At 38.4% G+C, this 22,421-nt stretch carries 23 protein-coding genes and 8 tRNA genes; 29 read left to right on the top strand and 2 right to left on the bottom strand.

Features of this window, described 5'->3' with window-relative positions; translation table 11 throughout:
* Positions 1 to 45: 45 nt before the first annotated feature.
* A complete protein-coding gene (locus ACQKII_RS07750; RefSeq protein ID WP_427458012.1) occupies positions 46 to 1,233 on the bottom strand; it encodes an FtsW/RodA/SpoVE family cell cycle protein in 1,188 nt (395 codons plus the stop codon).
* Between the two features lie 173 nt (positions 1,234 to 1,406).
* Between ACQKII_RS07750 and ACQKII_RS07745 the strand changes: the two genes are divergently transcribed.
* The 8 genes from ACQKII_RS07745 (at position 1,407) to ACQKII_RS07710 (ending at position 10,465) form a co-directional block, all read left to right on the top strand.
* Complete coding sequence (locus ACQKII_RS07745) at positions 1,407 to 2,159, top strand: hypothetical protein (protein ID WP_427458010.1); 753 nt, start codon at positions 1,407 to 1,409, stop codon at positions 2,157 to 2,159.
* 144 nt (positions 2,160 to 2,303) lie between these two features.
* Entirely contained in the window at positions 2,304 to 3,383 is a 1,080-nt protein-coding gene (locus ACQKII_RS07740; RefSeq protein ID WP_427458008.1) for a D-alanine--D-alanine ligase, read from the top strand.
* 11 nt (positions 3,384 to 3,394) lie between these two features.
* Positions 3,395 to 4,762 (top strand): UDP-N-acetylmuramoyl-tripeptide--D-alanyl-D-alanine ligase, encoded by a 1,368-nt coding sequence (locus tag ACQKII_RS07735; protein WP_427458006.1) that lies wholly within the window; start codon positions 3,395 to 3,397, stop codon positions 4,760 to 4,762.
* Positions 4,763 to 5,108: 346 nt separating this feature from the next.
* Complete coding sequence (locus ACQKII_RS07730; protein WP_427458004.1) at positions 5,109 to 5,801, top strand: alpha/beta hydrolase; 693 nt, start codon at positions 5,109 to 5,111, stop codon at positions 5,799 to 5,801.
* Between the two features lie 350 nt (positions 5,802 to 6,151).
* Positions 6,152 to 7,708 (top strand): DEAD/DEAH box helicase, encoded by a 1,557-nt coding sequence (locus ACQKII_RS07725; RefSeq protein WP_427458002.1) that lies wholly within the window; start codon positions 6,152 to 6,154, stop codon positions 7,706 to 7,708.
* 114 nt (positions 7,709 to 7,822) lie between these two features.
* Positions 7,823 to 8,302 carry a PH domain-containing protein gene (locus tag ACQKII_RS07720; RefSeq protein WP_427458000.1) on the top strand — a complete coding sequence of 160 codons (480 nt, stop codon included), beginning with the start codon at positions 7,823 to 7,825 and terminating at the stop codon, positions 8,300 to 8,302.
* Positions 8,295 to 9,773: a PH domain-containing protein gene (locus ACQKII_RS07715; protein WP_427458362.1), complete on the top strand. Its 1,479-nt coding sequence runs from the start codon at positions 8,295 to 8,297 to the stop codon at positions 9,771 to 9,773. Before ACQKII_RS07720 ends, ACQKII_RS07715 begins: the two co-directional genes overlap by 8 nt.
* Positions 9,774 to 9,889: 116 nt before the next feature.
* The gene (locus ACQKII_RS07710) at positions 9,890 to 10,465 is read left to right on the top strand and encodes a GNAT family N-acetyltransferase (protein ID WP_427457998.1); all 576 of its coding nucleotides are present in this window, start codon (positions 9,890 to 9,892) and stop codon (positions 10,463 to 10,465) included.
* A gap of 104 nt (positions 10,466 to 10,569) precedes the next feature.
* Here the strand turns inward: ACQKII_RS07710 and ACQKII_RS07705 are convergent, their stop codons facing one another.
* Positions 10,570 to 11,190 carry a rhomboid family intramembrane serine protease gene (locus tag ACQKII_RS07705; protein WP_427457995.1) on the bottom strand — a complete coding sequence of 207 codons (621 nt, stop codon included), beginning with the start codon at positions 11,188 to 11,190 and terminating at the stop codon, positions 10,570 to 10,572.
* Positions 11,191 to 11,254: 64 nt separating this feature from the next.
* On the opposite strand from ACQKII_RS07705, the gene acpS reads away from it, so the two are divergent.
* The 21 genes from acpS to ACQKII_RS07600 all read left to right on the top strand — a co-directional run bounded on the left by acpS (position 11,255) and on the right by ACQKII_RS07600 (position 22,157).
* Entirely contained in the window at positions 11,255 to 11,608 is a 354-nt protein-coding gene (gene acpS, locus ACQKII_RS07700) for a holo-ACP synthase (RefSeq protein WP_427457992.1), read from the top strand.
* 217 nt (positions 11,609 to 11,825) lie between these two features.
* Positions 11,826 to 11,966: a hypothetical protein gene (locus ACQKII_RS07695; protein ID WP_427457990.1), complete on the top strand. Its 141-nt coding sequence runs from the start codon at positions 11,826 to 11,828 to the stop codon at positions 11,964 to 11,966.
* Entirely contained in the window at positions 11,951 to 12,997 is a 1,047-nt protein-coding gene (locus ACQKII_RS07690; RefSeq protein WP_143997057.1) for a LolA family protein, read from the top strand. The genes ACQKII_RS07695 and ACQKII_RS07690 overlap by 16 nt, the downstream gene beginning before the upstream one ends.
* 214 nt (positions 12,998 to 13,211) lie before the next feature.
* On the top strand, positions 13,212 to 14,333 hold the full coding sequence (gene alr / locus ACQKII_RS07685) for an alanine racemase (RefSeq protein WP_427457987.1): 1,122 nt from the start codon (positions 13,212 to 13,214) through the stop codon (positions 14,331 to 14,333).
* Between the two features lie 148 nt (positions 14,334 to 14,481).
* Positions 14,482 to 14,745 carry a hypothetical protein gene (locus ACQKII_RS07680; RefSeq protein ID WP_427457983.1) on the top strand — a complete coding sequence of 88 codons (264 nt, stop codon included), beginning with the start codon at positions 14,482 to 14,484 and terminating at the stop codon, positions 14,743 to 14,745.
* Between the two features lie 4 nt (positions 14,746 to 14,749).
* On the top strand, positions 14,750 to 15,100 hold the full coding sequence (locus ACQKII_RS07675) for a type II toxin-antitoxin system PemK/MazF family toxin (protein WP_008177055.1): 351 nt from the start codon (positions 14,750 to 14,752) through the stop codon (positions 15,098 to 15,100).
* 299 nt (positions 15,101 to 15,399) lie between these two features.
* Positions 15,400 to 15,801: an anti-sigma regulatory factor gene (locus ACQKII_RS07670; protein ID WP_427457980.1), complete on the top strand. Its 402-nt coding sequence runs from the start codon at positions 15,400 to 15,402 to the stop codon at positions 15,799 to 15,801.
* A gap of 12 nt (positions 15,802 to 15,813) precedes the next feature.
* A complete protein-coding gene (locus tag ACQKII_RS07665; protein ID WP_427457977.1) occupies positions 15,814 to 16,809 on the top strand; it encodes a PP2C family protein-serine/threonine phosphatase in 996 nt (331 codons plus the stop codon).
* A gap of 72 nt (positions 16,810 to 16,881) precedes the next feature.
* Positions 16,882 to 17,214 carry an STAS domain-containing protein gene (locus tag ACQKII_RS07660; protein ID WP_427457974.1) on the top strand — a complete coding sequence of 111 codons (333 nt, stop codon included), beginning with the start codon at positions 16,882 to 16,884 and terminating at the stop codon, positions 17,212 to 17,214.
* A complete protein-coding gene (rsbW, locus tag ACQKII_RS07655; RefSeq protein WP_427457971.1) occupies positions 17,214 to 17,684 on the top strand; it encodes an anti-sigma B factor RsbW in 471 nt (156 codons plus the stop codon). Before ACQKII_RS07660 ends, rsbW begins: the two co-directional genes overlap by 1 nt.
* On the top strand, positions 17,662 to 18,447 hold the full coding sequence (sigB, locus tag ACQKII_RS07650) for an RNA polymerase sigma factor SigB (RefSeq protein WP_427457968.1): 786 nt from the start codon (positions 17,662 to 17,664) through the stop codon (positions 18,445 to 18,447). The genes rsbW and sigB overlap by 23 nt, the downstream gene beginning before the upstream one ends.
* Positions 18,448 to 18,607: 160 nt before the next feature.
* On the top strand, positions 18,608 to 20,782 hold the full coding sequence (locus tag ACQKII_RS07645) for a Tex family protein (protein WP_427457966.1): 2,175 nt from the start codon (positions 18,608 to 18,610) through the stop codon (positions 20,780 to 20,782).
* Between the two features lie 63 nt (positions 20,783 to 20,845).
* Positions 20,846 to 21,307 (top strand): SprT family protein, encoded by a 462-nt coding sequence (locus ACQKII_RS07640; protein ID WP_427457963.1) that lies wholly within the window; start codon positions 20,846 to 20,848, stop codon positions 21,305 to 21,307.
* Between the two features lie 91 nt (positions 21,308 to 21,398).
* A tRNA-Asn gene (locus ACQKII_RS07635) sits at positions 21,399 to 21,475 on the top strand.
* A gap of 1 nt (position 21,476) precedes the next feature.
* Positions 21,477 to 21,548: transfer RNA gene (locus ACQKII_RS07630), tRNA-Glu, on the top strand.
* Between the two features lie 24 nt (positions 21,549 to 21,572).
* Positions 21,573 to 21,648, top strand: a tRNA-Asp gene (locus tag ACQKII_RS07625).
* A gap of 5 nt (positions 21,649 to 21,653) precedes the next feature.
* Positions 21,654 to 21,728 (top strand) — tRNA-Gln (locus ACQKII_RS07620).
* A 16-nt stretch (positions 21,729 to 21,744) separates the two neighbouring features.
* Positions 21,745 to 21,817, top strand: a tRNA-Lys gene (locus tag ACQKII_RS07615).
* Positions 21,818 to 21,885: 68 nt separating this feature from the next.
* Positions 21,886 to 21,971: transfer RNA gene (locus ACQKII_RS07610), tRNA-Leu, on the top strand.
* A gap of 19 nt (positions 21,972 to 21,990) precedes the next feature.
* A tRNA-Arg gene (locus ACQKII_RS07605) sits at positions 21,991 to 22,067 on the top strand.
* A 16-nt stretch (positions 22,068 to 22,083) separates the two neighbouring features.
* Positions 22,084 to 22,157, top strand: a tRNA-Gly gene (locus ACQKII_RS07600).
* Positions 22,158 to 22,421 lie beyond the last annotated feature (264 nt).

The following is a 22,421-nucleotide window of genomic DNA, read 5'->3' as shown; positions in this document are numbered from 1 at the left end:
GACTACCCATTTCCTATATCTTTGGCATCTGTAATGGCTGGCTTTTTAATCATCTTCATCGTGAGTTGTAAACATATACGTACGATAATGGAAACGCATACTAAAGACAAGTCCTATCGCAAGTGCATTCCCCATCAATGAACTCCCACCATAACTAATGAAAGGTAGAGGGATACCTGTAATCGGTAGTAACTGAATTGTCATGCCGATATTTTCAAAGACATGGAACGTAATCATGGCAATAATCCCAGCACACACATAAGTTGAGAACGGATCTTTCAATAAAAGTGTTGTTTTCGTTAAATGATAAATCAACAAGAAGAAAATACAAATAACGATACTTGCACCAATAAAGCCCCATTCCTCACCGATAACAGTAAATATAAAATCGGTATGGTTTTCGGCAACGTAAACTTCACGACCACGGAAACCTTTACCAAAAATTTCACCTGAACCAATGGCGTTCAATGAAGTAATTAAATGGTAGCCATCGCTTGATGAATATGAATAGGGATCGAGCCACGAATAAATACGGGCGAACTGATAAGCCTTAAAGCCGAAAGTTTTCTCTAAGAAATCCTGCATATATAGTGCCATCCATAGGAGAGCACCACCAATTACTGCACCACCAACGAAAGTCGGCAAAATTATTTTCCAAGAGATGCCTGCAACTATAACCAGTGCAGCGGTGATAGCAAAGAACACGAGTGCTGAACCAAGGTCTGGCTGCTGCATGATAATGCCTAGTGGTATAATCAAAGTCACACCGATTTTAGCTAGTAAAATGAAATCAGTTTTTAATGATTTTAAAGAATAGACCTCATGGTGCTTACTAATTAGTCGTGCAAGTGCTAAAATGTAAAATGTTTTCATAAATTCAGAGGGCTGAATATTCCCTAAAGGTGTATGAAACCAGCTTTTAGCACCGTTAACAGGTGCACCAATTTGTCCTTCTCCATCAGGCATAAAAATAAGAAGTACTAAGAGAGCAATACCAGCTCCATACATATACCAAGCCATTTTTTTATATTGATCTGGTTCGAAAAACATGACAATACCAATAATAACTGCACCAATCACGTACCATTGAAATTGCTTGGGTACATAGTTAATGCCATATTGTCCTGAAGTTTGCGCCGATGCAATAGCTAATATGCTAATGACAAGGAAAGTGATAAGTATAAAAGCGAGTGTCCAGTCGAAACGATTCGCGAAATTTCGTTTATTTTCCATAAAAGCCACCTAAAATAAAATAGTTTGAAAATCTGCGCGCTAACGCATGTAGAACATAAACATTATAACGCAAAAAACGTTTTTCCGCCTACGTATATTGTTGGGACGACAATCAGCATAAAATGTTTCAAAAAAATTCGGTTTAGTTTTATAATGATATGAAGAATGGGGTGATGGGTGTGGCTAAGAAATTGAAGTCAGCTGAAGATTTTATGTACCATATTTATGTTCATATGAATGATGTCGATAAATTTGTCATTTTTAGTGGCCTTAAGCTCGCGCAATTCGTAGCTTCTTTAGATCCACTGCATCACTTACTGTTATTGAAACATTCCTATGAAGACGGCTCGTTTAATATGCATACACAGTTTGACTATGTATCAGATGAAGAAGTTTCTCATTTTGTAAAAAAAGCGCCTGAGTCAAAAGAATTGTGTTGGGTAGACTTCATGGATGAAAAAAAATTAAATCAGCTGACACCTATGGAGCAAGGGGAGTTACTCTACCTAAGTCATAAAAAAGAACCAATTACTTCTCCATTTTTTAATAAATTACAAAATCGATTTGTCTATTATTCTTCTGATGTGGAAAAAATGACGAAAGTTTATTTTCGTCATTTAAGTGATTCAGATTTGCTAGTTGCCAATGTTTTTAATAGTTTAATACGTGAAAAAGAACGTAGCACGGGCTTTTGGCGTCGGAAAGTGCAATCCAGTACGCCTTCAATCACACCAGAGTTTTTGAGAGCTTATCGCTCCTTCGCGAAAGACGGGGCACTATTGTCACTCTATCGAATTGAAAAACCTAAAGCAGCGTATGGCATTGAAATTCGCAACCTATCAGATTATTCTTATCCAGATGAAGTATGGGATGATTTAAATACGATTTTGAAAAACGAACACGATGAATTGATTCATATTATTTAACCGAACTCACATTCACTTTTTAAACGTGAATTGAATAGGATACATAAATCTCACCGTCAAAATTACGGTGAGATTTTTATGACATTTGTCAAGCCGTTTCGTGATAAACTAATAGTACTCAAGAAGTATGTGGAGGGCACAAAAATGAAAACAAGAATCGGTTTATTATACGGCGGAAAGTCTGCGGAGCATGAGGTGTCATTGTCGACGGCATGTGCAGTCACTGGGGCTTTAAATTTCGAGGAGTATGAAGTATATCCGATTTTCATTACACTTGATGGGGAGTGGCGACGAGGTAAGCGCCTAGTAAAGCCTGCAAGTACAATTGAAGAATTACAATTTGGTGACGATGCCATTATTTTAGAAAACAATATTACAAATTTATTAATCGACGAGAATGGTAAAGCTGTACAGTTCGATGTGATTTTCCCGTTGTTACATGGTACAAATGGTGAGGATGGTACTGTTCAGGGCTTACTTGAAGTTTTAAATCTTCCGTATGTAGGAAATGGTGTGCTAGCATCATCAGCAGGTATGGATAAAGTAATCATGAAGCAATTATTTGAAATTGCAGGCTTACCACAAGTGCCGTATACGTATTTCATTCGCAGTGAATGGGCAAATGAACAGCAAGCCATTTTAGCACGCTGCGAAAAAAAATTAACTTGGCCAATGTTTGTGAAACCAGCCAACTTAGGCTCAAGTGTTGGGATTAGCAAGGCGTCAAATCGTGAAGAACTTACTAGGGCGATTGAAGTAGCTTTACAATTTGACCGTAAAATCGTAGTGGAGCAAGGAATCGTGGCACGTGAAATCGAACTTGGTGTATTAGGCAATGATTTCCCGGAAGTTTCAGTGCCAGGTGAAATTAAACCGATGACAGATTTTTATGATTATGACTCTAAATATAAGGATGGTTCAACGGCGCTTATTATTCCAGCAGAATTGTCTACAGAAGTTGTAGCCAACTTAACAGATTATGCAAAACGTGCCTTTAAAATCCTAGATGGAAGCGGTTTAGTACGTGCAGATTTCTTTGTTACAGCAAATAACGAGGTTTATATCAATGAAGTAAATACAATGCCTGGGTTTACACCTGTAAGTATGTATCCACTTCTTTGGCAACATACAAATGTCAGTTACCCAGAGCTTATTAATCGATTAATTGAGCTAGCGATTGAGCGATACGAGGAAAAACAACAGCTTCACTATAAAAAAGACTGAGTGGGATTATTGTGAAAAAGACATTAAAGCAATTAGCAGCATGGTTAAATGATGAAGTGCCAGCTTTCAGTGACACGGTAGTATCAGGGATTTCTATTGATACAAGAACAATTCAGCAAGGTGATTTATTTGTGCCTTTTCGTGGTGAGCAAGCAAATGGCCATAAATTTGTTGTGCAAGCTTTTGAAAAAGGTGCAGGAGCTTCGTTGTGGCAAAGGGATGAACCGAATCCGCCAGCAGGAGTTCCATTATTATTTGTCGATGATCCCGAAAAGGCATTACAGCAGATGGCGCGTGCCTATCGCAGTGAGCATAAGGCAAAGTTTATAGGGATTACAGGGTCGAATGGTAAAACATCAACGAAGGACATTTTAGCAGGAACACTGGCACCATTTTTCAAGGTGCAAAAAACCATAGGGAACTTTAATAATCAGCTAGGTTTGCCAATAACGATATTGCAGCTTGATGAAGATACCGAAGTCGCTGTGCTTGAGATGGGCATGAGTGGTTTTGGTGAGATTGAATTTTTAACGAAGTTAGCGCACCCGCATATGACGGTTATTACAAATATTGGTGAGGCACATATGCAAGATTTGGGTTCTCGAGCAGGGATTGCCAAGGCAAAGTTTGAAATTATTCAAGGTATGCAAGATGATGGCGTACTTTTCTATGACGGTGATGAGCCGTTATTGCAGGAATTGGTTGTACAAGAGGGGAATTTAAATGCACAGGCATTTGGTTTAGAGCCTGGAGATTTATTGTACGCAGAAAATATAGAAGCGACTGCTAACGGAAGCAGCTTCACGACACATGGTATGATTGAAGGTGATTTCTTTATTTCCATACTAGGAAAGCATCAAGTGAAAAATACATTGATTGCTATGCTAATTGCACAAAAATTAGGTTTAAATAATGACCAAATACGGGAATCGTTAAAAAAAGTTGCCTTAACTGATATGCGCATGCAACAAGTACACGGTACAAATGGTGCATTGTTCATTAATGATGCTTACAATGCGGCACCAACATCTGTAAAGGCTGCTATTCAGTTTGTAGCTACGACAACGATTCGCCCAGAAAAGTGGCTTGTGCTAGGTGATATGCTCGAGCTAGGCTCAAATGAACAGAGTTTCCATGAAGACTTATCACTAGATATTCAGGTAGAAGAAATCTCTTACGTTTGCTTATATGGACCACGCATGGCTTATTTGTACGAGGTGTTAAAAGAGCAATTTGACGCAGAGCATTTATTATATACGCAAGATGATTACGCTCCGATTATTAAAAAGTTACAGCAAGCTAATGAGCAATCCATCGTTTTAATAAAAGGTTCAAGAGGCATGAAGTTAGAAAACATTTTAAATGCATTTGCGCAGTAAAGTTTTATCGATGGGGATGCACCCCATCGATTTTTAATTTTTAAGAGAACAATAGATTTTTTACAATGGATAATTTAATCTATAGATACCATCTAGGCTAAAAAGCTGCATTTTTCATGTCGCGTCAATCTCTCAGGAAAATGCGGTGGAGTACTTACTTAACACCTACGCCTGCACAAGTTGTTGTGATCTTAGTATATGAAATCTATTTGGGTAAATAATGATGATGAACGACTTTTGAATCTTTCGAATTCCCATCTTTTGAAGTAGAATTCCTAGCATTTGTAAGTATGTAATTAATGAAGTGCTAGTTGTAAAACTAGTGTTTTATTCTCGAGGTGAGGTAATGACAGTAGGGGTGCTATGTATACATGGATTTTCAGGTGGACCTTATGAAGTAGAGCCTTTTACAGCTTATTTACGGGCGCAGACAGACTGGTTGGTTGAGACGCCCACACTATCCGGACATGGTGAAGAATTGCATATGCGAGGCTTTACCGCGAAGCACTGGCTAATGGATACTGAACTTGCTTTTCGCGCACTTGCGAAAAAAGTGGATGAAGTAATAATCGTTGGTTTTTCAATGGGAGGCATTATCGCTTTGTACCTGGCGAAACGCTATAAAGTGAAAAAGCTTGTGTTGCTTAGTGCAGCAGCGAAGTATGTGAGCCCAAAGCAGCTTGTTAAGGATTTTAAGATGCTGGCGACTGAGGCATATCATCGCAATCTTGCTAATAATGAATTGTTTTTACGCTATCGCAATAAGTTTAACAACGTGCCCTTATCAGCAACAATGGAATTTATGAGACTGGTTCAAGCAGTAGCGCCGTATTATAAAGATATAAAAAATCCAGTATATATAATACAGGGAAAATTAGACGGTATTGTGCCGTATCATACGGCGCAATTTTTATATGACCAACTGGCCTCAAAAGATAAACACTTGTATTTTTCTGATAATGGTAAGCATCATATTTGTTATGGCGAGGATTGCTCTGCTTGGTTTTTAAGGGTTCTTGAATTTTTAAAGGGTCAATAAGTAGTCAGATTATTACGACTCATGCGTTATCGTTGCATACGACTGATTCACGTGATAGACTAGTGTAAGCAATGGATACATTTTGTGCGAAGACTCTTCATGATTTGGTTGAAGAGTGCTTTTTTTTGAACATAACGGTTTTATTCTAAGTGAATAATTACGACAGAATTAAACCGCTCGGTAAAGACCGGGCTTTCCTTTTCATATAAGAGAGCTCTACACGATACATCCACGTAGAGAGAATTTTTAAGTAACGGAAACGTTCCACAACACAGGCTCGAATTTGCCGACAACTTCATCTGAAAATGTAACCATTTGTCAACTTAAAAGGAAAAAGGAGATTGAGAAGTTTGACAAATTTTTCAGAATTAAATATTAGCGAATCTTCATTACGTTCACTAAAGCGTATGGGATTTGAAGAAGCAACACCAATACAAGAAGGTACTATCAAGTTTGCAATGGAAGGCCGCGACGTTTTAGGTCAAGCGCAAACTGGTACTGGTAAAACAGCAGCATTCGGTATTCCGCTTATTGAGAAAATCGATCCTAAAAACCCTGCAATCCAAGCTTTAATCATCGCTCCGACTCGTGAGTTAGCGATTCAAGTTTCAGAAGAACTATATAAATTAGGTTACGACAAACGTGTTAAATTATTATCAGTTTACGGTGGTCAAGAAATTAGTCGTCAAATCCGTGCACTTAAAAATAAACCACAAATTATTGTTGGTACACCAGGGCGTATTTTAGACCATATTAATCGTCGTACGCTTAAATTAGACGAAGTTCAAACACTTGTACTAGACGAAGCGGATGAAATGCTAAACATGGGCTTCATCGATGACATTAACACAATTTTAGAAAGCGTGCCATCTAGCCGTCAAACATTATTGTTCTCAGCTACTATGCCACCAGCTATTCGTAAAATTGCTGAAACTTTCATGAACAACCCAGAAGTAGTTAAAATTAAAGCAAAAGAAATGACAGTTGAAAATATCGAGCAGTTCTTCGTGAAAGCGACTGAACGTGAGAAATTTGATGCGTTATCTCGTTTATTAGATGTTCAAAAACCGGAACTTGCGATTATCTTTGGTCGTACAAAACGCCGTGTTGATGAATTATCACAAGCGCTAAGCGTACGTGGTTACCTTGCAGAAGGTATTCATGGTGATTTAAGCCAAGCGAAACGTATTTCAGTTTTACGCCAATTCAAAGAGGGTAAAATTGACATTTTAATTGCAACGGACGTAGCTGCTCGTGGTCTTGATATTTCAGGCGTAACGCATGTTTACAACTTCGATATTCCACAAGATCCAGAATCTTACGTTCACCGTATTGGACGTACTGGTCGTGCTGGTAAATCGGGTACAGCAATCACTTTCGTAACACCACGTGAAATGGGTTACCTACGTATCGTTGAAGATACTACGAAAAAACGCATGACGCCACTTCGTCCACCAACAACTGACGAAGCATTAGTTGGTCAACAACGTTTAGCTGTTGAAAAACTAGAAGGTCTTATTGCTAACAATAACTTAGGTGATTATCGTACACTTGCTGCAGAAGTTCTTGAAAATCATGATGCGACAGATGTAGTAGCTGCTGCATTGCGTTCATTAACAAAAGAGCCAGATGATACACCAGTAACAATCTCAGAAGAACGTCCATTACCAATGCGTCGTGAACGTTCTGGTGGCGGTAGCCGCAGTGGAGATCGTGGAAGCCGTGGAGGTCGTAACTTCAGCGGTGGTCGTCGAGATGGCGGTCGAAGCGGAGAGCGCCGCAGTGGAGATCGTGGAGGTCGCCGAGATGGCGGACGTCGTGAAGGTGGTCGCCGTGAAGGTGGACAAGGTCAAGGACAAGGGCAAGGGCAAGGTCGTTCTAGAGCACCTCGTCGTCATGAAGACTAATATTAATTATGAACCTTACAGTCTAATTTGACTGTAAGGTTTTTTTCGTTTTTAATTGAAACAAAATGGCATTTGGGTACGTATACATAGTTGGATAAAAGAGGAGGAACGACTTTGAGAGCAGAACCAATTCATCAAATTTCTCGTAAAGGATTAACGGTATGGCGGCTTTACGGAGTAATTCAAACCGTGTTACTCATAATTGTGGCAGCGTTCGTATGTTATGGCACGTATTATTTTGAATGGCCTACATTTATTTATTTCATTGCCGGGGCTGTTGTTTTACTGAGTGCCATCCTGTCTGTATATTTATTTCCAAAAATACGTTGGGAACGTTGGCGTTATGAAGTGCGTGAGCGTGAAATCGAAGTGCAGCATGGCTTATTTGTAGTAAAACGTACACTTATTCCAATGGTGCGTGTACAACATGTTGATACTACACAAGGGCCGATATTAAAAAGATATAATCTTGGCAATATTTCTATCTCCACGGCAGCTACTGTACATACAATTCCAGCACTTATTATGGATGAGGCAGATGGACTTCGTGCACATATTTCGGAATTAGCAAGGGTGGCGGAAGATGATGTCTAATGAAATTTATCGTTTGCACCCAGTGTCTGCTATTATAACGACTGTAAAAGCATTAAAAAGTATGATTTTACCAGTCGTGATTATTATTATTAGTAATGGCTTTAATTTTTCATTCAACTTCCACAGCGAGCATTTTTTTGAAACGGTTTTATTGTTTGGTGTGTGGGGTGGAGCGGCAGTACTTGCACTTGTAGGTGGTATTATAAAATGGCGTACCTTTGTCTATTGGTTTGAGGAGGGCGAACTACGTGTAAAGTACGGTTTGTTCGTGAAGAAAAAGCGCTATATTCCATTTGAGCGGATTCAAAGTTTAAATTATAATGAGGGCATTTTTCACCGATTATTTGGTTTAGTAAAAGTACAAGTTGAAACTGCTGGTAGTAAGGGTGGTAAGCCTGAGGTAGAATTGACAGCAATACGTAAGGTGGCTGCAGATGTTATTGAACTTGAAATGCACCGGGCAAAAAATCGAAATGAGCAACAGATTGACGTAGAACAGACGCTTAATTCTACTCCTGTGGAAGAAGAGATCGTTCCGTCGATTTATCATATGTCAATTCGTGATTTATTGGTGTTAGCAACGACCTCTGGTGGAATAGGTGTAGTGCTTTCGGGTATTGTGGCGGTAGTTTCACAGTTTTCAGATATTATTCCATATGAAGCGGTATTCCATGAGCTTTCAGATTTTGTGAAAGTTGGTGCATTTTTATTAGCATTGACAGTCATGCTAATTCTTATAGTCGCATGGTTTGTGTCCGTTATCATCACGCTTGTAAATTATTACGATTATACTGTTCGCATTGAAGATGAAAAGCTTATTATTACAAAGGGTTTGCTGGAGAAGAAACGTATTACTTTGCCTTTAAATCGAATACAAGCCATTCGTATTGTTGAAAACCCTTTACGTCAGTTAACAGGCTTTGCAACTGTTGTTGTAGAAAGTGCTGGAGGAAATGGTGAGAAAGGTGGAGATAAAAAAATTGCACTGTTCCCACTTATTAAAAAGCATGATTGTCTACAAACATTAGCTGAACTTTTTCCGGATATGAACTGGCATCCTGAATATACACGTTCACCAAAACGGGCCCGTCCTTTTTTTTACCGAATTGATTTTATATGGCTTGTACCGATAATTGGTGCTAGTAGTTATTTCTTATATCCGTATGGTTTACTGTCGTTGTTACTGATTCCATTAACAATACTACTTGGTATATGGCAACATAAAACGGCAGGCTATATGATTGATGGTAAACAATTTACTATGCAATATCGTCTGTTTAGTCGTATAACGTTTTATATGGAGAAAAAACGTATACAATCGGTGGAGTGTACACAATCATATTTCCAAAAGAGAAAAAAGGTCATGTCTGTTAAAGCTACGGTCATGTCAGGCATGACGGGGATGACAGGTAATGTGCCGAGTTTGGAACAACGAGATGCTGAAGCCATATTATCTTGGTACGAATATTAACGGGAGAAAAAAACTAAGCTAATCTTACAGTGAAATGTGAAGATTAGCTTTTTTATCTATAAATTTACAAAAATCATGTATATAATAGAATAAACTGAATATAAGGGGTGGTAATCGTGTTTAAATATGATATTAATGAAAAAACATATTTGAAATTGTTGGATTTAAGTGATGTAGATGAATTGTTTGCACTGACTGACCGTTCAAGGGACACGTTACGTGAGTGGTTACCATTTGTAGATGATGTGAAATCAGTAAAAGATACTGAACAATTTGTACGAAAAGCAATGCAACAATATGCAAATAATAATGGGATACAAGCTGGGGTTTACTATGAAGGTAAACTTGCAGGTGTAATTGGCTATCATCAGGTGAATTGGCAGCATAAGTGGACGAGTATAGGTTATTGGTTAGGTAATGATTTTGTCGGCAAAGGATTGGTGACTAATTCGATGAAAGCTTTTATCGATTATGCTTTTAGTTATCTGAAGTTGAATCGCATTGAGGTGCGTGTAGCAGTAGGGAATATCCGAAGTCGTACAATTCCTAAAGTGTTAGGCTTTAATGAAGAAGGCCGTCTAAGAGATGCAGAATGGTTATATGATCATCATGTAGACCAGGTTGTATATGGTTTAACGGCAGCCGAATGGAAAAAAATCAAAGCAGCTAAAGAGGAGACTATTGCATTATAATTGTATCCGAGAAATGGCTAAAAGAAACGGCTGATACAAGTTGGCCTAGTTGTGGATAAATAAAAAGAGTGAAGGTTATTGTGACCTCACTCTCTTTTTTCGCGTTATTTACCTGCCATCTTTTGCTTACGCCAGCTTAAGATTCTTTTGGGATGTAAGTAAACAAGTCCGAGAATGAATCCTGTTACTAAACCACCTAAATGGGCATAGACATTCACATTGGACTGTAAAAAAGTCATAATAACACTAATGACGATAATCGGTAAAATAACCTTGCGTAGCATAGGCATTGTACGGCGAGTATAGTAGACAAGGGCACCAAAAGCACCGAAAATGCCAAAGATAGCTCCGCTTGCGCCAAGACTCGCATAGCTACTATCATATAGCATAAAGGTTGCCATGTTACCGACAACACCAGATACTAAGTAAATCGTAATGAAACGTGCCTTACCAGCAATCTTTTCCAGCTCTGGTCCAAATAAATATAGTGAAAACATATTGAAAAGTACATGCATAAAGCCGGCATGTAAAAACATTGCCGAGAAAACACGCCACCACTCACCGTTTTGTACGAGGAAATTTGCTTGGACACCATAGTTCCACATGAGCGTACCTATGCCAGGTAAAAGAGTTAATCCATAAAGGATTAGATTGACAGCTATTAATATTGAAACAACAGGATAATACTTTGTATATTGCTTAAAATTTTCTGTTCTACTAAACATTGCTCCACCTCAATTTACAATTATTATACATGGATTTTTGGAAATAAGAAAAGGAGAAGTTCATATGATTAAAGGAATTGGTCTCGACATTGTGGAAATTGAGCGCATTACTAAGGTGATGACACGTTCAAGTAAATTTAAAGATCGTATTTTATCAGAGAAAGAACAGACATTATTTGCAACACATTCAGAAACTCGCAAAATAGAATTTTTGGCAGGACGATTTGCGGCAAAAGAAGCATTTTCAAAAGCGCTAGGTACGGGTATTGGTAAAGAATGTGGGCTACAGGATGTTGAAATATTAAGAGGAGAAGCTGGTAATCCCATTCTATATTTCAAAGGAGAACTAGTGAACGGATTTGTCAGTATTACACATACTAAGCAATATGCAGCTGCTCAAGTAATATTACTGTTGTAGTCCATTAGACCTCAGCATCCGGAACTTGAATGGTGCTTAGGTCTGCATGACACAGCGTTGTCGCCTTGTTGCATCGCTATTAGGTCAACTGCCTTTTAGTCATCCATTCAAAATCCGTGACATCCGTTTGGGGCTTTATCTTCATTTGGTCGGCTTCCTACCATAATAAAAGCTACAGTGGCATTCATTTCACCACCTGTAGAGATGGGAGTTTACTATGTTTTTGCCACAAAAAAATATGATGAATGAAGATAAATATATTGCCTATTCTTCAAAAGACATAACTGACAAATGCAGTTCATATATTGTCGTAGTGGATTTGAAAGAAGAAAGGGTGAAAGCGTGGGCAACCGTTTAGTTACTTGGCTCGTTTTAATTTGTGCGATATTACTTCTGTCGGCATGTGGTACAGCCTCACAGGAAAAAGTGTTGAAGAAAGTTAATGGCAAGTGGTCAGAGACAAATGGTTATGAGTTAGACGCTACGATGGAGATTAAATCAGGTGGAGAACCGAGAAAGTATGATGTAACTGTTTGGCATACAAAGCCTGATTTTTACCGAGTAGAAGTAGTAGAAAGCGGGAAAGATGTTTCGCAAATGATTGTGCGCAATGCAGATGGCGTCTTTGTGGTTACACCAACATTGAACAAAATGTATAAGTTCCAAAGTGATTGGCCAAAGAAAAATAGTCAGGCCTATTTAATTGGAGCGCTTGCAGAAGATTTAGCGGAAGATAAGAATTTAGTCATGAAAGAAGAAGACAAAGCATATATATTTGAAGCGGCTACTAGAAATAGCTATAAAAATAGTATGCCTCACCAGGTCATAACAGTTGATAAAAAATCAATGCTTCCAACTTCAGTAGTAATTATGAATGATGTGAAAGAAGAACAAATTCGTATTACATTTAAGAATATTAAATTAGGTGTGCAGCATGCTGCGAAAGAATATGCCGTAGAGCAATTTACTGAAACAGATGAAACTAAAGGTGAGCAAGCTGCGCCAACAGAAAAAGATGATAAAGAAGCAGTTGGTGCAGAAGTAGAATATGAAGAATTCCAAACACATTACCCAGTTGTGAATTTTGAAAACACAACGATGGTGGATGAGCAAGCTATTCGTGATGGTAGTATGGAACGTGTTATCTTAACATTTGAAGGTGATAAGGCATATACTGTGATGCAACAACCAGTTATGAAAGAGACTTCTATGTTGCCAGTAACGTCTCCTGGAGATCCTGTTGACTTAGGCTTTACAATTGGTGCTATCACGGATACTTCTATCAGCTGGGAAAAAGACGGTGTTGCCTTCTTTGTAGCATCGAGTAAATTAACGCGTGAAGAAATGATTGAAGTTGCTACTTCTATGACGATAAGTAGTATGAAGTAATTTTTTACTAGCTACAGCTTTCAAGGTAAAGAAAGCTGTAGCTAACTAAGTCAAATAGTACAGTTAAAATGAAAAAAGTTGTTTATTAACACTATTTAGATACTTAATGCCTAGCGATATTCAAAATTCAAGCAGAAATTATTTTGAGGTATAATGAATAAAAGGTATTTGGGTATTACATAATGGTTTAATAAAAAATAAAGAGGGTATTCTAATGGAGACACAGCAGTATTTTAGACCAACCAAAGCAATTGTAAACTTACAAGCGATTCAACAAAACGTAAGAAACTTAAAAGAGCTACTTCAACCAAATGTACAAGTTATTGCAGTAGTGAAGGCAAATGCATATGGACATGGCGATGTAGCCGTTGCAAAAGCAGCACTGGAAGCGGGCGCAACAATGCTGGCCGTAGCTACACCAGACGAAGCATTACATATACGAGCACATTTTGAAGAACCAGATATACTAGTATTAGGAGCTTCGCCAGTTTCGTTTGCACCTTATGCAGCTCAGCAACGTATTATTCTTACTACATTTGCAAGAGAATGGGTACAACAAGTTTCGGCACACATTGCTAACGCAGTAAATCCTTTACGCCTACATATAAAAGTAGATAGTGGAATGGGAAGAATCGGCGTACGTACAGAGGAAGCGTTATTGGATGTATATCATATGATTCAACTAACAAATAATGTGGAGCTTGACGGAATCTTTACTCACTTCGCAACAGCTGATGAGGAGGATACGAAATATTTCGATAGCCAAGTGCAGTCTTTTGAGAAACTTATTTCTTTATTACCTGAAAAGCCAAGACTTGTACATGCTTCAAATACAGCAACGTCATTAGTAAAGGACGCACATTTGCAATTTGATGCAGTACGGTATGGTATTTCAATGTATGGATTGTCTCCATCATCTTACGTTGATGGAATCTTACCATTTCCATTAAACCCAGCCTTTTCACTTGAGAGTGAGCTTGTACATGTCAAGCAATTAAAGGCAGGCGAGTCAGTAGGCTACGGTGCAACATTTGTTGCCCCTAAAGATATGTGGATAGGTACTATCCCAGTAGGCTATGCGGATGGAGTAATTCGTAAACTAGCTGGACAAGAAGTGATAATTAGTGGACAAAGAACACCAATAGTTGGACGAATTTGCATGGATCAATGTATGGTTGCCCTTCCAAAAGCATATGCTATAGGAGAGAAAGTAACGCTCATTGGTCGTCAAGGGCAAGAAATTATTTCAATGAATGAATGGGCAGCAAAACTAAAAACCATTAATTATGAAATACCATGTATTATTACAGCAAGAGTCCCTAGAATATATATTTAACGACATATTCCTTCGAAAACCAACATGGATTTTACAACTTATACTTCAAATTGTCAGATATTTTGTCATTTCGTGTCTTTTCAACAATATCTTTCAATGGTAGAATGAGTAGTAATGAAAAGTGATGGTTCCGTTGGAGGTGCTTGCTGTGTACGAGAAAAAGTTTAGAGAAGCTACAATTGCTGTTCGAGACAGATTATTTCTACAAACAAAGGAAGTAATTGAAGGTGAATCTTTTGTGCATGTTTTGTCGCGCAAAAATTTAATGCAGGAGCAACCAAATCAAATACGGGAAGCTATGATGAAAGGATATGTTGAGATGTCTCATATTAATCTGATGATTGCAAGTGAATGCTTGCATGCAGAATATGAAGCACAACATACAGTGGAGCGTCTCGTTAGCGGGGGATGACACTTTGAATGTAAAACGTGGTGACGTTTTTTTTGCAGATTTATCGCCGGTAGTCGGTTCCGAGCAAGGTGGTACGAGGCCGGTGTTAATTATTCAAAATGATATTGGCAATCGATTTAGTCCGACTGTCATCATCGCAGCAATTACTGCACAGATACAAAAGGCAAAGTTACCGACGCACGTTGAAATCAATGCTGAAAAGTATGGTTTTGAACGTGATTCGGTCATTTTGCTCGAACAAGTACGTACAATCGATAAGTCTAGGCTGACTGATCGTATTACGCAACTTGATCATGCAGTGATGGAAAAGGTAGATGGTGCATTGATGATTAGTTTGGGACTTGTTAAATTTTGATATACATATGTATAGAGCATCTGGATGATTTCTTCATCCGGATGCTTTTTTATATTGCTATTCTTAAATTCTGCAATACCGTAAATTGAAAAATGGTATTAATAGATTTAAAATAGACATAAGCACTATAATAAAGTGGATTTTTGTGAAAAAATGCCGAAGAGGTTATTGAGATTTACATAGAATATACCTTAATTATTTTCACTTTAGATAAAATAAACGTATCGTTTAAAGCACAACAGGGTCATTAGACAAAAAAGTGAGAGAATATAACTCCGAAAGGAATTGGAGGGACAACAGTGACAGTAAAGTCTTCGGTTGAAATTATTACTGAGTGGGATATAGTTGCAGCAAGACAACTAGGGCGCAATGAGGCGAAGGCACTTGGATTTGGAACTGTTGATCAGGCTCGAATAACGACAGCAATTAGTGAATTAGCTAGAAATATATATTTATATGCAAGTATTGGTGTTATAGAAGTTGAGAGAATTGAGACAGAAGCTGAAAAGAAAATTGTTATTACTGCATCAGACAAAGGCCCAGGTATTAAGGATGTTCGAAAAGTAATGGAAGATGGCTATTCTACTTCGGGTGGACTAGGTGCAGGCTTACCTGGTGTTAAAAGGTTAATGGATAGCATGGAAGTGCAATCTATTATTGGGGAAGGTACGATCATCAGAACTGAGAAAAGGCTGCATTAGGGGGTGGGGAAATTGAAAGAGTTAGAACAGCAATATAAAACAACATTATCAGATTATATGACCGATCAAACTGAAAAAAATTTATATATTGCTCAAAATTTCACCCGTCAATTAATCCGAAAAAATGTTTCACCAGAGGATGTTGTAAGCATTCATAAAAACGCAATAGAACAGATTTTTCCAGATAGAATAAATGAAATGCAGTCTGCTTATGATTTTCTCATTGAAGTTATGGTGCATTATGGGATGGCACATAGAGAGCATCAAAGCTTATTGCAAAAGCAGGCTGAATTTGAAATAGAAATGAATATCGCAACTAATATTCAAAAAACACTACTCAAAACTGTTGTACCACAACTGTCGCGTGTTGATATCGGTATGATTTCGATCCCGATTCGTAAGATGAATGGCGATTATGTGCATTTTTTACATGACCGAGAGGATTACCTCAGTGTTGCTGTGACCGATGTTGTAGGCAAGGGTGTTCCTGCTGCATTGTGTATGTCTATGGTGAAATATGGACTTGAAACGTTAGAATATGCTTATAAAGATCCATCTTATGTATTGGAGGTCATCAATCGAGTAATTGAAAAGGGTGTGGACGATAGTATGTTCGTGTCCATGTTTTACGGTTGCTTGGATATTCAAAACTGCATTTTTTCTTACGCATCTGCAGGTCATGAACCCGCGTTGCATTATAATGCTAAAGAGAATAAATTTTATGCTTTAGAGGCGAAAGGTTTACTACTTGGCGTATTACCTGAATTTAAGTATTCATATAATGAAATTCTCTTAGAGGAGCAGGACATAGTAATCATTATGACCGATGGTGTTACAGAATTTAGAGCGCATGATGAATTAAATTCACGGGATGTCATTACGTCATTGATTGTGAAGCATAAACATCTAGCTGCACAGGAACTTTGTAGTCTTCTTCATAAAGAAATAGAAAGAATACAAGGTTTTAAACTATCAGATGATTTTTCAGTTGTGATTATAAAAAAGTAGATAAATAGGTTTAATATTTTATAATAAGGGGAATTGAAGAAGAGTCTAACAAATAAGGTGGAGGTGGGCTGTATGGACGTGATGATCCATTTTAAAGAAGACGGTGCAAAATTATGTGGATTTGTTGAAGGTGAAATCGATACATTTACAGCTTCAGGCCTACGTGAAGAACTAGAGGCTGTGAAGATAACTAAAGGAATAGAAATCGAACTGGATTTATCAAAAGTAAATTATATGGATAGTACAGGGCTAGGCATTTTCGTAGCCTTTTATAAAAGAGCCATGCGTGAAGGCGGTAAAGTTAAACTAGTCGGCTTATCAAATAGATTACAAAGATTATTTGAAATAACAGGCTTAAGTGAGTTGATGGATATAGAAACTGATAAAAAGGTGGAATTAAGCTGATGAAGGAATTTGATTATATAGAAATAAGGGTTCCTGCAAAGCCGCAATATGTCAGTGTGATTCGTTTAACAGTTTCTGGCTTAGCTAGTCGGATAGGATTTAATTATGATGATATTGAGGATTTGAAAATCGCAGCAAGTGAAGCGGTGACGAATGTTGTACACCATGCTTATAAAGAAGATGAAGAAGGCGAAATTGTGATTGGTTGCGCCTTATATGGAAATAAGATGGAAATAATGATTGCGGATTACGGCAATAGTTTCAATTTTGAGGAGGTAAAGTCAAAAATTGGACCATATCTTCCAGGAGAGAGTATTGCAGGACTACGAGAAGGCGGTTTAGGACTTTACTTAATGGAAACTTTGATGGATGAGGTGATGATTAATAACGATGGTGGCGTAACTGTTTTCATGACAAAGTATGTCGCTAGAGAGCAGGTGGAAAAAAATGTCGAAAGAATCACTACATAAATCTTCGTCAAAGGAAGATGTATTAAGGTGGATTGCACTGTACCAGGCAACTGAGGACGATGAAGCACAAACAAATTTAGTGATTCATTACCGGTATTTAGTAGAGTCCATCGCTCGTAAGTATTCACACGGTAAATCATATTATGATGATATCGTGCAAGTGGGGATGCTTGGATTATTAGGTGCTATTAGACGTTTTGATCCAGATTTTGGCCGGAGCTTTGAGGCATTTGCTGTGCCGACTATTGTAGGCGAAATCAAGCGCTTTTTACGTGATAAAACATGGGATGTTCATGTGCCAAGACGAATTAAAGAATTAGGACCACGTATTAAAGCAACTGTAGAAGCATTGACAATAGAATTGCAACGGTCACCTTCTATTAAAGAAATCGCAGACAGATTAGATGTTCAAGAAGAAGAAGTTTTAGAGGCGATGGAAATGAGTCGCAGTTACCAAGCACTTTCTATGGACCATTCAATTAAATCAGATTCTGATGGTAGTACCGTCACGCTATTTGATATTATGGGTAAAGAAGATGTTGGTTATGAAATGACCAACAAAAGAATGATTGTATTTGATGCAATGGATGTTTTAAACGAACGAGAAAAACAAATTATTCAGCTTACTTATTTAGACCAACTAAGTCAAAAAGAAGCTGGAGAACGATTAGAGATTTCTCAAATGCATGTATCCAGAATACAAAGGAAGGCAATTAAGAAATTACAGGAGGCCATCCTGTCTAGTGGCAGTGTATCACTCTGACATCACAATGAGGCGTTTATTACTATTGGATTCCTCTATTCAGTAGCGATAAACGCCTGCTATTATTTGAAAGATGCTGTCTACTCAACTTAGGAGTAGGCTATTTTTGCATTTTTATTAGTATGTAATGGTAAAATGAAAAGAAAAAGGTAGTGATGATGTGGAACAAAAGCAAATGTTACAGCTCATTGCAAAAGATGTAGCTATTAAACCCGGTCAAGCAGAGGCAGTAATTAAATTATTGGATGATGGAAATACCGTTCCATTCATCGCGCGTTATCGAAAAGAGGCTACTGGCTCTCTTGATGAGGTGCAAATTAAATCTGTAGAGGATCGCTATCACTACATACAGCAGCTTGAGCAACGCAAAGAAGAAGTTATTCGTTTAATTCAAGAGCAGGACAAGCTGACACCCGAATTAGAAAAAGCAATTCAAATAGCGACTGTTTTACAGCGTGTAGAGGATCTATATCGCCCTTATAAGCAAAAGCGACGTACTAAAGCGACAATTGCGAAGGAAAAAGGACTAGAACCGTTAGCAGATCTTCTATTAGAGTTCCGTGGTGACGATGTAATACTTTTAGCAAAGGATTTTATAGACGAGGAGAATGTTGCAACAGCAGAAGATGCATTAACAGGCGCACGTGATATTTTGGCAGAGCGCTTTGCTGATGATGCAGGTATCCGTGAAAAAATTCGTTTGTTTTCTTGGAAAGAAGGCGTACTGGCTGCAAGTGTGAAGAATGCGGAGGCAGACGATAAAAATGTTTTTGAAATGTATTATGAATACGAAGAGCCTGTTAACCGTATTGTCCCACATCGAATTCTAGCTGTGAATCGCGGGGAGAAAGAGGAAATTCTAAAAGTTGCGATTCATGTTCCAATAGATCGAGTGCTAATGATCATGTGGAAGGAATGGATTCCAGCAACAGGCTCATCACCTGCTATTTCGGAAGTGAAATTAGCCATCGAAGACTCTTATAAGCGATTAATCCAACCATCCATTGAGCGTGAATTACGAAATGAGTTAACGGAAAAGGCGGAAGCTCAGGCCATTCATATTTTCTCTGAAAATCTTCGCAATCTATTATTACAGCCGCCGATGAAGGGTAAGTATGTCTTAGGAGTAGACCCCGCTTACCGAACAGGCTGTAAATTAGCTGTGGTTGATGAAACAGGTAAAATGCTTGAAGTAACGGCCATTTATCCTCATCCACCGAAACCAGATGTAGCAAAATCAAAATCAGTTGTGAAGTCGATTTTGACAAAGTATCCAATTAGTATTATTGCTATAGGTAACGGTACAGCTTCTCGAGAAACTGAGCAGTTTATTGCTGATGTACTGAATGAAGTAAATAATGATGTGGCATATGTCATTGTCAATGAAGCAGGTGCTTCGGTTTATTCTGCATCGGATGTGGCACGCGCAGAATTTCCAGATTTACAGGTAGAGCAACGAAGTGCTGTATCGATTGCGCGTCGTCTGCAAGATCCTTTATCGGAATTAGTGAAAATTGAACCGAAAGCAGTCGGTGTTGGTCAGTATCAACATGATGTTTCGCAAAAGAAATTATCAGGGTCGTTAACTTTTATAGTAGAAACAGCTGTAAATCAGGTTGGGGTAGATGTTAATACAGCCTCTGCTTCACTACTTCAATACGTGTCAGGTCTGTCAAAAACAGTTGCAGAGAATATTGTTAAAGCACGTGAAGAAAATGGTCAATTTACTACACGAACACAGCTGAAGAAAATCCCGCGACTCGGTGCTAAAACGTATGAGCAAGCAATAGGTTTTTTACGTGTGCCAGAAGCGAAAAATCCGTTTGATGGAACAGGTATTCATCCGGAAAGCTACAATTTAGCAGAGCGGATTTTAGAAGCGGCACATCTAAATAAAAAAGAAATTGGTTCTCAGAGGGCAGAAGAAGCGATTGCAACCCTTAATGTGCAAGTGCTAAGTGAAGATTTAGGAATTGGGGTTGTTACAATTCAAGACTTAGTTGATACATTAATGAAGCCAAGCCGTGATCCACGTGATGCCTTTCCCCAACCACTACTCAAAACAGATGTTTTGAAAATGGAAGATCTAAAAGTTGGTATGGAGTTGCAAGGTACAGTTAGAAATGTAGTCGATTTTGGCGCATTTGTTGATATTGGCGTAAAACAGGATGGTCTCGTTCATATATCTAAATTACAGAAGAAACGAATTAAGCATCCATTAGAAGTTGTGGCATTAGGTGATATTGTTACAGTATGGGTAGAGCAAATAGAAGTAAATAAAGGGCGCATCGCATTAACGATGCTACCACCAAAAGATCAAAATATTGAAAAGTAATAATTTTTAGCCACACTGTCTATACTACGCAGTGTGGTATTCTTGTTGTTAGAGGTGAATGTTATGAACAATGAGGAACTGCAGCAGCTTGTTAATCGAATTTCATTAGAAAGCTTTCATAAACCATTTCTGCATCAAGCTTATTTTAATGGTAGATTACGTTCAACAGGTGGACGCTATCTATTACAATCACACCATATTGAAATAAATCCTAAGGCGTTTGAAATATATGGTGTAAAGGAAATTGAAGGAATAGTTCGTCATGAGCTATGTCACTATCATTTACACTTAGAAGGGAAAGGCTATCAACATCGTGACAAAGATTTCCGAGATTTATTAAAAAAAGTGAATGCACCTCGCTTTTGTTCGACATTACAAACATCTACAACTACGAGTAAAAGACAGCGCCCTCTGTATACATATACATGTGTAAAATGTCAGCAGATTTATATAAGAAAAATTAAATTAAATGTGAAGAAATACTGCTGTGGCAAGTGCTCAGGCCTATTAAAACTGAAGGGATAAAAAAAATTAAGAAAAAGGTTGACGTTTTTATAGGATATCTCTATAATAGTAAAAGTCGACAAGATAACAACGACAAATCAACATTGATTATTCCGAAGTAGCTCAGTTGGTAGTAGCACCTGACTGTTAATCAGGTTGTCGCAGGTTCGAGTCCTGCCTTCGGAGCCACGGCCCCTTGGTCAAGCGGTTAAGACACCGCCCTTTCACGGCGGTAACACGGGTTCGAATCCCGTAGGGGTCATTTTTCAAAAAAAGTTAGTATATCGGTCCCGTGGTGTAGCGGTTAACATGCCTGCCTGTCACGCAGGAGATCGCCGGTTCGATCCCGGTCGGGACCGCCATTTATTGGGGTATAGCCAAGCGGTAAGGCAACGGATTTTGATTCCGTCATGCCCTGGTTCGAATCCAGGTACCCCAGCCATTCATTTCTTATATTTGAGCCATTAGCTCAGTTGGTAGAGCATCTGACTTTTAATCAGAGGGTCGAAGGTTCGAGTCCTTCATGGCTCATCGTTTTTAAGAAAAAGACTTGACATTTCAAATTATCATAGTATAATAAAAAAAGTTACTAATTGAATGCGGTCGTGGCGGAACGGCAGACGCGCTAGGTTGAGGGCCTAGTGGGGGCAACCCCGTGGAGGTTCAAGTCCTCTCGGCCGCACCAAGTCATTTAACTAAAATATGCGCCCGTAGCTCAATTGGATAGAGCGTCTGACTACGGATCAGAAGGTTGTGGGTTCGACTCCTGCCGGGCGCGCCATAAAAAATCTAATATCGCGGGTGTAGTTTAATGGTAAAACCTCAGCCTTCCAAGCTGATGTCGTGAGTTCGATTCTCATCACCCGCTCCAAAAATACTTTAAAAAAACATATTGACATTCATTCTTACAAGAGTTATGATATAGAAGTTGTCTCTTGAAGATGGCGATATGAATTAAATGAACCTTGAAAACTGAACAAGCAAAACGTAATCAATAAAGTTTTTAGTAGCTAACTTCGGTAAGTGAACGAAACAAAAATTTTGGACATCAAAATTGATGCCAGCAAAACAATTTGAGCTTATCAAATTTCTTTTATGGAGAGTTTGATCCTGGCTCAGGACGAACGCTGGCGGC

It is taken from the genome of Lysinibacillus sp. NPDC048646, from assembly GCF_050272295.1.
Taxonomy (GTDB): domain Bacteria; phylum Bacillota; class Bacilli; order Bacillales_A; family Planococcaceae; genus Lysinibacillus.
The sequence above is the reverse complement of the archived record's forward strand: the minus strand, read 5'-3'. Positions and strand labels throughout refer to the sequence as shown.